General features: G+C 43.4%; 10 protein-coding genes. 2 read left to right on the plus strand and 8 right to left on the minus strand.

The annotated features are described in order from the left end of the window. Positions 1 to 62: 62 nt before the first annotated feature. The 8 genes from ACY3ZI_RS05705 to kdpF all read right to left on the minus strand — a co-directional run bounded on the left by ACY3ZI_RS05705 (position 63) and on the right by kdpF (position 11176). Positions 63 to 2183: a TonB-dependent siderophore receptor gene (locus tag ACY3ZI_RS05705; RefSeq protein WP_487376394.1), complete on the minus strand. Its 2121-nt coding sequence runs from the start codon at positions 2181 to 2183 to the stop codon at positions 63 to 65. Between the two features lie 591 nt (positions 2184 to 2774). Next, positions 2775 to 3170, minus strand: a complete 396-nt coding sequence (locus ACY3ZI_RS05710; RefSeq protein ID WP_487376396.1) for a DUF5329 family protein — start codon at positions 3168 to 3170, stop codon at positions 2775 to 2777. Positions 3171 to 3286: 116 nt separating this feature from the next. Continuing rightward, positions 3287 to 3970, minus strand: a complete 684-nt coding sequence (gene kdpE / locus ACY3ZI_RS05715; protein ID WP_132494258.1) for a two-component system response regulator KdpE — start codon at positions 3968 to 3970, stop codon at positions 3287 to 3289. Positions 3971 to 3986: 16 nt separating this feature from the next. Next, entirely contained in the window at positions 3987 to 6692 is a 2706-nt protein-coding gene (gene kdpD / locus ACY3ZI_RS05720; RefSeq protein ID WP_487376399.1) for a two-component system sensor histidine kinase KdpD, read from the minus strand. A gap of 8 nt (positions 6693 to 6700) precedes the next feature. Beyond that, a complete protein-coding gene (gene kdpC, locus ACY3ZI_RS05725) occupies positions 6701 to 7294 on the minus strand; it encodes a potassium-transporting ATPase subunit KdpC (protein WP_211887951.1) in 594 nt (197 codons plus the stop codon). A 10-nt stretch (positions 7295 to 7304) separates the two neighbouring features. Next, positions 7305 to 9368 carry a potassium-transporting ATPase subunit KdpB gene (kdpB, locus tag ACY3ZI_RS05730; protein WP_036947835.1) on the minus strand — a complete coding sequence of 688 codons (2064 nt, stop codon included), beginning with the start codon at positions 9366 to 9368 and terminating at the stop codon, positions 7305 to 7307. 13 nt (positions 9369 to 9381) lie between these two features. After that, entirely contained in the window at positions 9382 to 11085 is a 1704-nt protein-coding gene (gene kdpA, locus ACY3ZI_RS05735) for a potassium-transporting ATPase subunit KdpA (RefSeq protein ID WP_211887952.1), read from the minus strand. 1 nt (position 11086) lies between these two features. Further along, positions 11087 to 11176 (minus strand): K(+)-transporting ATPase subunit F, encoded by a 90-nt coding sequence (kdpF, locus tag ACY3ZI_RS05740; RefSeq protein WP_071524944.1) that lies wholly within the window; start codon positions 11174 to 11176, stop codon positions 11087 to 11089. A gap of 451 nt (positions 11177 to 11627) precedes the next feature. On the opposite strand from kdpF, the gene ACY3ZI_RS05745 reads away from it, so the two are divergent. Together ACY3ZI_RS05745 and ACY3ZI_RS05750 are read left to right on the plus strand one after the other, a co-directional pair. After that, a complete protein-coding gene (locus ACY3ZI_RS05745) occupies positions 11628 to 11834 on the plus strand; it encodes a YbfA family protein (protein WP_006660462.1) in 207 nt (68 codons plus the stop codon). A gap of 280 nt (positions 11835 to 12114) precedes the next feature. Continuing rightward, positions 12115 to 13611, plus strand: coding sequence for a C69 family dipeptidase (locus ACY3ZI_RS05750; RefSeq protein WP_487376405.1), 1497 nt, complete (start codon positions 12115 to 12117; stop codon positions 13609 to 13611). Positions 13612 to 13700: the final 89 nt, after the last annotated feature.

Below are 13700 nucleotides of genomic sequence, written 5' to 3' on the forward strand. Positions count from 1 at the left end.
TATTAATGAGATAACAAAGACTACATCTCAATTTGATATAGTCTTTGTTCTTACTCTTTGTTTTACCAAGCGTAATCAAACGTGATAGTACCAGTTCGGCCTATGCCATAAAAGCAGGCATCACTCATACCACAGGATGAAACATAATGTTTATCCATTAAGTTATTCACGTTTAACTGTATCGTTGCGCCTTTCAAAGAGGGCGAAATATTGGAAAGTTCATAGCCAATCATCGCATCGTAAAGCGTTACCCCAGGCACAGAAAAGCTATTATCCGCTCCTGCTTTGCTGGAACCGATATAGCGCACTCCCGCTCCCGCTTTCAGTCCATTCAGCATTCCTGAGTTTTCTTCATATTGTCCCCAGACGGAGGCCATATTTTTAGGGATTCGAGGAAATTCTTTTCCTTTTTCAGCACTGTTTGACGTTTCAAGCACTTTGGTTTTGGTATATGAATATGCTGCTGTAACGGCAAATTTGTCGGTAAGCTTACTGTTTATCTGGGCTTCCACACCTTTACTTTCACCCTTGCCGATTAGCGTCATATAACCTAATTCAGAATCGTATTTAGGAATATTTTTTTGCTCGATATGATAGAGAGATAAGGTCGCCAGCGTTTTTTGGTCAGGAGTGAGGTACTTGATACCGATTTCTGTTTGTTTTGCTGTTTTAGGATCAAACGGCTTACTTTCTGGCTTTCTGTTGGTTGCAAGATTTGGCTCAAAAGAAGTGCTGTAGCTAATATAAGGGGAAATACCGTTATCAAATGAGTATAACAATCCGACTAAGCCTGTTAATTTGCCATCATTTTGTTGTGACCTGTCACTGATCGTTCTGTCTATCGTTTTGACTTCAATCCAGTCATACCGAGTGCTAGCTAATAAGTTCCAGTTATTCCATTCGATTTGGTCTTGAATATAAATACCGATTTGATCGCTTTTTTGCAGCTGGTCGGTGAATAGTGTCTGCTTGGATTCATCAATTTTCTGGTATTGGGGGTTACGCCAATCAATATCATAATTGCCGTTTCTGTCACGCCAAAACTGTTTGTCCTCTTTAGTCCATTTGTAATCGACGCCGACTAATAGTGTTTGATAAAGCCTCCCATTATCAATGTCGAAATTTAAATGGGTATCAACGCCAAATGTATTGAGTTTCGTTTTTTCGTGCTGAGCCATTCGTTTTAGTACATAAGGATAGTTTTTAGCTTCACTTGCTAAGGTGTTAAATACTAAGTAATTATATTTTTCATCAATTTCTGCGTAGCGTGCTTTTTGTACCAATGAAATTTTATCACTAAAATTGTGTTCAAATTCATACCCGATACTATGTTGTTTTTGTTTGGAAATATTATAGTCAGGATTGCTTATATTGAAGTCTTGCGGAATTTTTCCTTCTGGGGTTGATTCAAGCGTGCCAACTTTAGGAAGAAAGTTTCGATAACCATTTTTTGGTGAGTTTTGTAAGTAAGCCAGAAGAGTGAAAGTTGTGTCTTCATTTAGGAATGATATGGCGGGAGCGATGGCATATTTTTCTTCTTCATAGTCTCGAACCTGAGTATCTTTCTTTTTTGCTAAGCCATTTAAACGGTAGAGGATATTTCCATCATCCGTTAGCTTGCCACCGAGATCAAAAAATCCTTCTGTTTTATTTCGATTACCGACACGTAACTGAATTTTATTGATGCTCTGCGCGGTTGGTTTTTTGCTTGTCATGGCAATAACCCCACCTGGGCTTATTTGCCCATACTGCACAGATGCCGGTCCTTTAATCATCTCAATTCTATCCAGAAACCAAGGCTCGGTTGTGCCCATTGACGAGGACGCATTTCCGCCAAAAGGAATGCCATCTAGAATTTTGTTCGCATAATCAAAACCGCGACTGAATACTTCATCATTACGATTTGAATCACCACGGTATTCGGTAACCACACCGGGTGTATATCTCAGTGCATCCACAACGGTTTCTGCCGCTCTGTTTTCTATTTGGGTTTTGGTCACCACATTCACCGTCTGTGGTATTTTCATTATCTGAGTTTCATTCTTCGTTGCAGAAGACGTCGTTGTTGCAGTATATGAATCACTTGAGCTTGGTGTAGTCACAACCAGAACATCAGTTGCTGAAGCCGCGAATGGCGAAACTATTAACAGTGATAGCGCTGATAGCTTATTTTTATTTAACATAGCAATACCTGTTCATCCCTATTTTCAACGTGAAATTTAAGACGGTATGGAAACCTAGCAGTGCAAGTTTTCACACGATGGATATTTTTTTGATTTGGTCAGGAGGGGATAAAAGTGAGTTTTCCTTTTACCGTTCATACTTACACCGATGTATTCTTCGATATCTCTGGCGTAAATATATCTGAATTAAACCAATGTACTCTCAATGTGAAAATGTAAAGCTTTTAGTTTAAAAACATAGAGATATGCGATTTTATGCATTGATGCCCTATGGTTTTTTAAACTTTAACTTCATATTCTATATGATAATAATAATCATTTAAATAATATATGATAATAATAATCATTAAGGATAACATATGGTAATTAATCAGTTTTTTATGTTTTAGAAAGTCAGTATTTCAATCAAATTGCTTTTTGAACAATGAGGCAACTATCAACTCATTTCATCAGCACATCTAATGCTTTGGTCTACATAGGGTTATAAGATTCGGATTCTGATTGGCGGATATATTGGGTCAGAAAAAAACTGACAAATAAAGCGCCCGCTAGCTATTGGGGGCGCTTTATTAATAGGGGGGATAGAGCGGGTTATTTGGTTGGTTTATCGACGTTATTTTTCAGTAAATCATGCAGATACTGATTGGCGCTGGTGACTTTACCTTGGGCATCGGTGACTTGGTACTCTTCTCCGGTGATAGAAGATTTTGATGCCACATTGTCAATAAACTGCTCTGTTGTCTGCAAACGCTTTTCGGTTTTACCCAGCTTTAAACGCAAATGGGATTCAGCTTCTGGTGCGGAATGACCGGAACCATTACGCGTGAAGGTTAAATTCTGCTGCTTACCCAGCTCTGTTAACAACGCTTCAGTACGCATTTTCTCTTCAGGGCTTAGCGCAAGGGCTTTGGTGGTGACGAAAATAGTTAAAAAAATCAATAAGATGGAAGCAAAACGGCGAGAGGCTTGAGTCAGTAACGATTGCACAGGAAACGCTCCGATAAGTTAAGATTGGAGAGATTATAGGCAGCCGCGATGAATAAACTATCAGTAATAGTCTGAGAATCACGCTTTAAGACAAACTTAGGTTTTAAAGGTATAAGTTAAGGCATAAAGCGGTAGCCAATTCCCGTTTCAGTTAAAAGATGTGCGGGGCGAGCTGGGTCATTTTCCAACTTCTGGCGTAAATGCCCCATATAAATGCGTAGATAATGATTATGTTCGACGTAACTCGGTCCCCAGACTTGCAGCAACAAATGGCGCTGAGTGAGCACTTTTCCGCTATTGGCGACGAGTTCGCTGAGTAACCGAAACTCAATGGGGGTGAGGTGCAGCTCTTCACTGCCTTTAGTCACGATACGGTTAATAAAATCCACGGTGACATCGCCAAATTGAAAAGTCGGGCTTTCTTGACCCGCTTTACCAAAGCGACGTAAAGCGACTCGGACACGGGCAAGCAACTCGCTAATGCCAAAAGGTTTTGTTAAATAATCATCGGCACCTGCATCGAGAGCGGCCACTTTCTGGGACTCTTCTTCACGAGCAGAAAGTACAATCAACGGAATACTGCTCCATTGGCGTAAATCACGGATCAAATCCAATCCATCACCATCAGGTAATCCGAGATCTAAAATCACTAAATCAGGCTGACGAGTGCCTGCTTCTATGAGCCCTCGCTGGTAATTTTCAGCTTCAAAAATTTTCCAGCCTTCACCCTCCAGCGCTAATCGAACAAAGCGGCGGATCTCTTTTTCATCTTCAATGATCAGGATTTGATGGGAACTCACAGTTTGCTAAGTGCTCCTAAATTTTGTTTTCGTTTTCGCTTTCGTTTTCAATCTCGGGTAACGGCTTTAACGGCAAAATAAAATGGAAGCTGGCGCCACCTTTTTCATTATTTTCAGCCCAAATTTCCCCTTCATGGAGATGGATAATAGCACGACAGATAGCTAAACCTAAGCCAACTCCCGGAATTGCCGATTCTTTTTGTGCGCGGGAAAATTTATCGAAAATGGTTTTTTCTTGCCCGTCGGGAATCGCATTGCTGGCATCCCACACTTCGATATGGGCTTTTTGTGATTCGATAGACGCACGAATACCAATCGGCGTATCGCTATCACTGTATTTTATGGCATTTTCGAGCAAGTTAATGATAACGCGCTCAATCAAGTTACCGTCACAATACAAGAGTAAATCGGCTGGAATATCAATATCAAGTGGGTGACTATCTAAAGTGTAGTCCAAGATGCGAACTGCGCTGCTCGTAATTTCTTGCAGAGATTCCCATTCCAAATTGGGGTGGATCCCCCCAGATTGTAAGCGAGCCATATCCAATAAATTGTTCACTAAGCGCGAAGTGCTTAACACCTGTTGGCGCATCTGGCTGACTTGTGCGGTGAGCGGTGAATTTTCGGCTGATAACTCCAACATCAAAATTTCGCTTTGACCAAATAAAACAGTCAGTGGCGTTTTGAGATCATGGGATAGGGCTGCCAGCAGTGAATTTCGTAATTGCTCCCGTTCAACATCCAATTTGGCTCTCTCTGCTTGTTTGGTCAGTTGCAGGCGGGAAAGGCTACTGGCGATTAATCCGGTAAAGGTTTGCAACATACGTTGCTGCTCGGGGATCAATAATTGGCGAATATTACGCGGCTCAATGGCAAGCACAGCAAGGGTTTCATCCGCCGTCGTGATGGGCTGTAATTGGTACGGCACGCTGGGAAGTGTGTCCGTGCCTGCACCGGCGGGCTGACGTTTATCGAAGCTCCATTTTGCGATAGCTTTGTCGATTTGCAACTGGCTATAACCTTCGCACTGTAATGGCGTGAGTTGGTTGTTTTCATCAGGGAGTAACAAACAGGTTTTTGCCTGAAAGGCGTTGTTTAAAAAGTGGTAGCCTGTTTTGCCGATATCTTCCGTACTGAGGGCTTGACCTAACTCTTTGGTCATTTCATATAAATGGCGCGTGCGTTGTTCTCGATAACGGGCAATTCTTGCCTGATAGCGCATACCCGCGGTGAGATTCCCGACAACCACCCCCACAATCAGCATCACAGTGAACGTGACCAGATACTGCATATCCATAATGGCTAACGAAAAATGGGGCTGGACGAAAAATAAATCGAAACTGATCACGTTGATTAACGCGGCGAAAACAGAAGGGCGACGACCGTAAAATAGCGCGACTAATACTACGCCCAATAAATAGAGGGTGACTAAGTTGGCTTTATCCAGCGCCAATAAAAAGGTTCGAGAGAATAGGGTAATGGCTGCACACATGGCGATCGCCATTAAATAGCCATTGACATCAGAGCGCCATTTTTCGGTAAACGGCTTTCTTTCAGGCTCTTTATCCCAGTCGCTTTTTTCTTCAAGGGCGACAATGATCAAATCTAAATCAGGTCCGAGTTTACCGAGTCTATCGGCAAAACCTTGGTGTAAATTGAATTTATACCATTTGCGGTGTTTATCGCGTCGGCCGATCAAAATTTTACCGAGGTTATGTTCCCGTGCGTAGCGCAAAATGGCTTTTTCTTCATTAGGATCAGAAAGCGTGGTGGTTTCCGCACCTAAATCTTGCGCTAACCTCAAGGCTTTTAAAATGGCACGGCGCTGATTTTCAGGAAGTTGGTGTAATGTTGGCGTCTCTACATACACCGCATGCCAAACACTGCCGAACTTAGCGGCAAGGCGAGCAGCAGCGCGAACCAGTTTTTCATTGCCCGTATTATGCCCGATACACAGGAGTAACCCATCGCGGGTATGCCAAACGGGGGCTTCACCTTTACCATCGCGAAATTCACGCATTTGATCATCAACGCGATCAGCCGTGCGGCGCAGGGCTAATTCCCGTAAAGCAATTAAGTTTCCTTTGCGGAAGAAATGCTCGATAGCGCGTTCAGCCTGCCCCGGAATATACACTTTGCCTTCTTTTAAACGTTGGCGAAGGTCATCTGGAGGCAAATCCACTAAAACCACTTCATTGGCGGCATCAAAAATATGGTCAGGCACCGTTTCACGCACGCGGATACCGGTGATGCTGCCGACAATGTCATTTAAGCTTTCAATATGTTGAACGTTAACGGTGGTGAGAACATCAATACCCGCATCCAGTAATTCTTCAACATCCTGCCAGCGTTTAGGGTGGCGGCTGCCATTTGGATTACTGAAGGCAAGTTCATCCATCAAGATAATGGCAGGATGCCTTGCCAATGCTGCATCAATATCGAAGGCGTGCAGGCGACGCCCTCGATGACTGATTTTTAATGGAGGAAGTTGCGGGAGCCCATCCAGCAGCGCGGCGGTTTCTTCTCGTTCATGAGTTTCGACCACGCCAATCAGCACATCTAACCCTTGTGCTCGAAGGCGTTGCGCTTCTTGCAACATGGCGTAAGTTTTCCCGACACCAGCACAAGCACCGAAGAAAATCTTAAGCTTGCCACGTCCACTTTCGTTTGCCTTTACCAACAGGTCATCTGGGTTTGGGCGGATAGGCTCCTGATTATTCATAACTGACCTCAGTGATTTTGACTGTTAGCTTCCCGTTGATAGGTATCAAGGGCAAGGTTTAACTCTAATACGTTGACAACGGGCTCACCTAAGAATCGAAACAGGGGAGATTGAGTATTGTCAGAGATAAGCGATTTTACCTTGTCTATCGATAACTGTCTGTTTTTAGCAATACGCGGTGCTTGATATAACGCAGCGGCAACCGAAATATGGGGATCTAGCCCGCTGGAAGAGGCGGTCAGTAAATCCACAGGCAGAATATCACCACCATCGGGTTCATGCTGTTTCAATGCGACCGAACGCTCAGTCAATTCTTTGGTTAACAGTGGATTACTGATAGCAAGGTTACTGCCACCGGAAGCCAGTGCGTTATAGGGCATTTCTACGGTCACGGACGGGCGACCATAAAAGTAATTGTCATTTTGGTAAGACTGCCCAATCAACGATGAACCGATAATGCGATTATCTTGTAGGATCAGTGAACCCATCGATTGAGTTGGAAAAATGACATTAGCAAGCCCCGTCACGAGTAGCGGATAAGCAATCCCAGTCACCAGCGTTAACAGAACTAAAATCATCAATGAAGAACGAAACATGCTCATAATAGGCTCCTTAAATACCAAACAAGCTGATGAACATATCGATAAGTTTGATCCCCACAAATGGGACAATCAATCCACCTAACCCGTACAGGCTCAAGTTACGCTGTAAAAGTGATTGAGAACTCATTGGGCGATAATTTACCCCTTTTAATGCCAGTGGAATTAAGAACACGATAATCAAGGCATTAAAAATAACCGCCGACAGCAATGCCGAAGCTGGTGAGTGCAAATGCATAATATTCAAGGCATTGAGCTGTGGCCATGTGACCGCAAAACAAGCTGGAATAATCGCGAAGTATTTGGCGATATCGTTGGCAATACTGAATGTGGTTAATGAGCCGCGAGTCATCAGCATCTGTTTACCAATGTGCACCACTTCAATCAGCTTGGTTGGGTTGGAATCTAAATCCACCATGTTACCGGCTTCTTTCGCCGCTTGTGTGCCTGAGTTCATGGCAACCGCCACATCCGCTTGTGCTAATGCCGGGGCATCATTGGTGCCGTCTCCAGTCATGGCCACTAAGCGACCTTCCGATTGATATTGGCGGATTAATGCCAGTTTTGCTTCTGGAGTGGCTTCAGCTAAGAAATCATCCACCCCTGCTTCTGCTGCGATTGCCGCCGCGGTGAGGTGGTTATCCCCCGTGATCATCACAGTTTTGATCCCCATCGCACGCATTTGTGCAAACCGCTCTTTCATGCCGCCTTTGACGATATCTTTGAGCGCCACTACGCCGAGCACCGTTTGGCTATCCACCACGACTAACGGTGTTCCTCCTGTCTGCGCCACTTGTTCAACAAGTTTGTCGGCTTCGACAGGGAATTTTCCGTGATTTGCTTCAACATAACGGCGAATAGCGTCAGCAGAACCTTTGCGGATCATGCGTTCGCCGACGTTTACACCGCTCATGCGCGTCATCGCAGAGAAGGGTACAAAGGTGGCGTTCATAGCGTGAATATCGCGCTCACGTAAATTGAATTTCTGTTTTGCGAGTACCACAATACTGCGCCCTTCAGGGGTTTCATCCGCCAGTGAGGAGAGTTGAGCGGCATCCGCTAATTGTTGCTCCGAAACTCCACTTAACGGTAAAAACTCAGAAGCTTGACGGTTTCCGAGGGTGATGGTGCCCGTTTTGTCCAGTAACAGGACGTCAACATCTCCCGCGGCTTCCACAGCACGTCCGCTGGTGGCAATCACGTTAGCACCCAGCATGCGGCTCATGCCAGCTACCCCAATGGAAGAGAGTAGCCCGCCAATGGTGGTAGGGATCAAACAGATAAGCAGGGCAATTAGTACAATGATAGACACTGCGCCACCTGCACCCGCATATTCAGTAGCAAACAAGGTGAATGGATACAATGTTGCACAGACTAAAACAAAGATAATGGTCAGTGCGGTTAATAAGATAGTGAGCGCGATTTCATTTGGCGTTTTGCGGCGCTGTGCACCTTCAACCATAGAAATCATGCGGTCTAAGAATGTTTCACCCGGGTTAACTGTACATTCGACGATCAGCCAGTCAGAAAGTACGCGAGTTCCCCCTGTGACTGATGAAAAATCGCCACCGGACTCACGGATCACCGGCGCGGATTCGCCTGTAATGGCACTTTCATCCACTGATGCGCCGCCTTCAATCACTTCACCATCACAAGGGATGGTTTCCCCTGCGCGGATCAAGACGATATCGCCTTTGCGCAGTTGGTCTGAACTGACCATTTCTTGCGGCGCATCAAGAGAGGCAGTCGCCAGTTTAGTTGCACGGCTTTGCTGTTTGACGCCTTTTAAACTCTGAGCTTGAGCCTTACTACGACCTTCCGCTAAAGCTTCTGCAAAGTTGGCAAACAGCACCGTAAACCATAGCCATAAAGTGACCATGCCACTAAACCAAGCATTGCCTTCACTATAGCCAGCGACCATCGCTATCCATAATAAAGTCGTAATAATACTGCCGATGTAAACCACGAACATGACTGGGTTGCGCCATTGTGCTTGTGGTGTCAGCTTTTTAATGGCATCAATTGTCGATTGGCGAACCAGTTTGCTATCAAATAATTGTGTTTTTTGATTTTTCATTTTTTCACCCTCATTATGCCGCTAACCAAATTTGCAGATGTTCCGCGATTGGCCCTAACGCAAGCGCAGGGACAAAAGTCAGCGCACCAATGAGAAGAACTGTCATGATTAATAAACCGATAAACAGTGGACCGTGTGTCGGCAATGTCGCAAGGCTGGCGGCTTGTGGTTTTTTCACTGCCATAGAGCCTGCAATCGCTAATACAGGGAAAATCACACCGAAACGCCCGAGGAACATGGCGAGTGCCAACATGACGTTGTAATACGGCGTGTTAGCGCTTAATCCCGCAAAGGCGCTACCGTTGTTGTTGGCGGCGGATGAGAAGGCGTATAGCACTTCGCTAAACCCGTGAGCGCCCGGGTTAAGAATGCCGGCACGTCCTGCTTCGGTCATCAGTGAAATTGTGGTGCCGAGTAGCACTAAAGTTGGCGTGACAAGGATTGCCAGTGCCACCATTTTCATTTCACGCACTTCGATTTTTTTACCGAGGTATTCAGGAGTACGACCAATCATCAGCCCCGCTAAGAACACGGCAAGTAGTACAAACAGCAACATACCGTATAAACCTGAACCAACGCCCCCAAAGACCACTTCACCGATTTGCATCAGCCACATAGGAACCATGCCACCTAATGCGGTGTAAGAATCGTGCATTGAGTTCACAGCGCCACAAGATGCAGCGGTGGTGACAACGGCGTATAACGCAGATCCTAATGTGCCAAAGCGGTTCTCTTTCCCTTCAAGGTTAGCGGTACTGCTTGCGTGCAACTCACCTAAGAATGGGTTTCCAACATACTCTTCATGGATCACAACGGCGGCGGCAATCACGAAAATAATCGCCATTGCCCATAACAGGGCGTGACCTTGCTTGTTATCACAAACGGTACGACCAAAAGCAAAGCAAAGTGCCGTTGGAATAAGGAAGATAGCCAGCATTTGTACAAAGTTACTCAATGCCGTTGGGTTTTCAAATGGATGGGATGAGTTAGCCCCAAAGAATCCGCCGCCATTAGTGCCCAATAATTTGATGGCTTCTTGGGATGCAACAGGGCCCATTGGTAAAAGTTGCGGCGCACTATCAAGGTTGTTACTCAAAACATAAGGGGAGAAGTTTTGAATAACCCCTTGGCTGACAAAGAATAACGCAAAGATAATGGCTAATGGCAGCAGGAGATACAGCGTGATACGCGCTAAATCAACCCAAGCATTACCAATCGTTTTGCTGCCGTGGCGTGAGAATGCACGAATAAGTGCAAACACGACGGCTATCCCTGTCGCTGCCGAAAGGAAGTTTTGTACGGTTAACCCGACCATTTGGCTCAGATAGCTCAGGGTATTTTCCCCGCTATAAGATTGCCAGTTGGTATTGGCCACAAAACTAATTGCTGTGTTGAAGGCTAAGTCCCAGCTCATTCCCGGATAATGTTGAGGGTTGAGCGGTAACGAGCCTTGGCACATTAAAATGACGAAAAGTAAGCCAAAACCTAGCAGGTTAAACAGCAAAATGGCGATGGCATATTGCCAGTAATTCATCTCAGGGAGATCGCGCCCCACTTGTTTGATGCCGCTTAATCGCCAAAATACGGATTCACTTTTGGCAATCGTACGTGGCATATCTCCATCGATAAGATACGCAATGAAGTTGCCGAGTGGTTTTGCTAACAGCATCAGAACCAGTAAAAAACTGGCGATCAATAAAAACGCATTGGTGGCCATATCAGAAATTCTCCGCGTTGAGCAGGGCATAAATCAGATAAACCAGCAGTACAACAACAAGAACTGCCCCAGAAATGGAAAGTAGTGACATTGTTATCTCCTTATTATTTCCATTGCGCTAGGTTAGGCATTTGCTTGTAAAGAAGCTGATAAAAAAACAAGGTGGGGTGTAAAAATAGTATAAAAATGCCCAATTAAAATCGCCTCGTGATGATTGAGGAATTATCTAAGTATAGTTTGTTAATGGAATGTGATTTATTTGTTTGTTTTATACGATATCTGGCTACATTTCGTAATAAAGCAACGAAACTAAGCCAAAAAGTTAATTTATTTTATATTTAAGTGGTCAGATGAGTGGTTTAATTACACAAGTTGCGCTATTATAGATTCCGTTAGTGAAGATTAACCTTGGTGTTCGATTTTAGTGCCTCTTTGGTGATTCACGCTCAATGCAAATTGAGTTAAACATGAATTAAGTGAAATAGAAGTAAAGAGCAAGACTGGAATCGGTAAAATTAAGTGGCTACTGAAGGAGGATATCGATGTCCACATATCAAGAATATTCCCGTAATCAGGTACTTTTACGCCGCACTGCTGCTGTAACAGCTGGCATTATTGCGTTTCCGGTTATGGTTTTTTACCCAAAAAGAGCAAGATTTTATAGCTACCTGCATAAAGTCTGGGCTAAAACGAGCGATAAACCTGTATGGTTGGCTAGCTCGGAAGTAACGATGGAAAGCCATCGTTAATCAGTGATTCAATTCACTAAAAAGATATCCCTGCAATAATTTAATTGTGGGGATTTTTTTATATAAAAATCATAATAATTAATTCCTATACTTCAATGTTATTTAAATTAAAGCCATGTTATTTAATTTGAAATTTAAATAAATTAACTTATTTGACACTGAGAAGTGAATCACGGTAATTGTCTTTATCTCATTGCTAATATCCATCCCCAATAAAATTAGATTTTATTTTATTAAAATTCAAAAGATATTTAATTATAAATAGCAAATGAGGAATATCATGATTCTATTTAAAAAATGTGTTATCGCATTGTCAATTAATATCGCATTAATATCATCGGGATTGGCTTGTACCACACTGCTGGCAGGTAGTGAAGCCACGAATGATGGCTCGCTAATTATCGCGAGAAGCGCTGACAGCAGTGCATTAAAGGCTCAGCATTTTGTCATACATCCAGCAAAGAAAAATCAATCCGGAATATACAGTACAAAAGAACATAATGGTGCTAATAATTTCACCTACCCATTACCAAAAAATTCATTACGATATACAACTGTGCCAAATTGGAAAACACAATTACATGGTGCAACTGGATTTAATGAATTAGGTGTAGGAGTTAGTGGCACCGAATCTATATTTGCTTCTCCTAAAGCATTAGCGTTTGACCCCTATGTTGAAGAAACTGGAATTACCGAAGATGATATTCCAGATGTACTTCTTTCTCGTGCAAAAACAGCCCGTGAAGCGGTGGAGCTTTTAGGTAATATTATTGAAACCCAAGGTGCTGGTGAAGGTTTTGGTGTTGCTGTCGTCGATAAAAATGAACTGTGGTATTTAGAAACAGGGACGGGGCATCAATGGATGGCTCAAAAAATTGCAAAAGATAAATATTTTGCAACGGGTAATCAGGGGCGTTTACAAGCATTTGAGGTGAATAATCCCGATATGCTTGGTTCTAAAAACCTCGTTGAATTTGCAGTAGAAAAGGGTTTATACAATCCAGCTAAAGATGGTGCATTCAATTTTTCTAAAGCCTATACGCGTGATGATGAGCGTGATCGTGATTATAACGACCCACGAGTTTGGATCATTCAGCAGCAGTTTAATCCGTCGTTAAAACAAGAGATTACCGATGGACGAAATTTTGCACCTTTCTTAACGCCAGAGAAAAAAGTCTCTGTCGAAGAAGCAAAAGCCATGCTACGTAATCACTTTGAAGGCACAGAACATGACCCGTATACCAACGGTCTAAACGGAAAAGAGCCTTGGCGGCCAATTAGCGTGTTTAGAACTTATGAAGCGCATGTGATGCAAGTACGTCCAGAGCTACCGCAAGAAATTGGTGAAGTGACATATGTTGGTCTAGGAATGGCTGATTTGACCGCGTTTGTTCCTTTCTATAGTGGGTTAGAAGCTTATCCAAAACATTATGGTATTGGGACAGACAAGGCAGACAGCGATTCTATTTATTGGAAATACCGTAAGTTACAAACATTAGTGATGACGGACTACCCTAAATTGGCGCCTATTGTTAAAAAAGCCTATCAAGAGTGGGAAGCGAAAACGGCGTTAGAGCAAAAAGCTATGGAAGTGAATTATTTAAAAATGGCTAAAACAGATAAAGCCGCCGCCAATAAAATGCTTAACAAGTTTAATTTGGATGTGATGGCAAGCGCCGAGAAATTAACTGAAGATTTAACCAACCAGCTTTTCACTATTCGAACTGAAGATATTCAATCTGATATTTTCTTTGCGAATAAATCTAAGAAAGACTAAAAATAGTCGCAATTCTGTAAACTCAAGAAGGCTCTCTGTGGGGAGCCTTTTTATTTAATTCCCTCTCTCTTTCAAATTTAACTGAATTC

Source organism: Providencia sp. LY12 (genome assembly GCF_057621555.1).

Bases quoted from the DNA above. Each gene is read 5' to 3' on its own strand.
- ACY3ZI_RS05705 (WP_487376394.1), bottom strand. From the start codon at position 2,183: ATGTTAAATAAAAATAAGCTATCAGCGCTATCACTGTTAATAGTTTCG.
- kdpD (WP_487376399.1), bottom strand. From the start codon at position 6,692: ATGAATAATCAGGAGCCTATCCGCCCAAACCCAGATGACCTGTTGGTA.
- kdpC (WP_211887951.1), bottom strand. From the start codon at position 7,294: ATGAGCATGTTTCGTTCTTCATTGATGATTTTAGTTCTGTTAACGCTG.
- kdpB (WP_036947835.1), bottom strand. From the start codon at position 9,368: ATGAAAAATCAAAAAACACAATTATTTGATAGCAAACTGGTTCGCCAA.
- kdpA (WP_211887952.1), bottom strand. From the start codon at position 11,085: ATGGCCACCAATGCGTTTTTATTGATCGCCAGTTTTTTACTGGTTCTG.
- kdpF (WP_071524944.1), bottom strand. From the start codon at position 11,176: ATGTCACTACTTTCCATTTCTGGGGCAGTTCTTGTTGTTGTACTGCTG.
- ACY3ZI_RS05745 (WP_006660462.1), top strand. From the start codon at position 11,628: ATGTCCACATATCAAGAATATTCCCGTAATCAGGTACTTTTACGCCGC.
- ACY3ZI_RS05750 (WP_487376405.1), top strand. From the start codon at position 12,115: ATGATTCTATTTAAAAAATGTGTTATCGCATTGTCAATTAATATCGCA.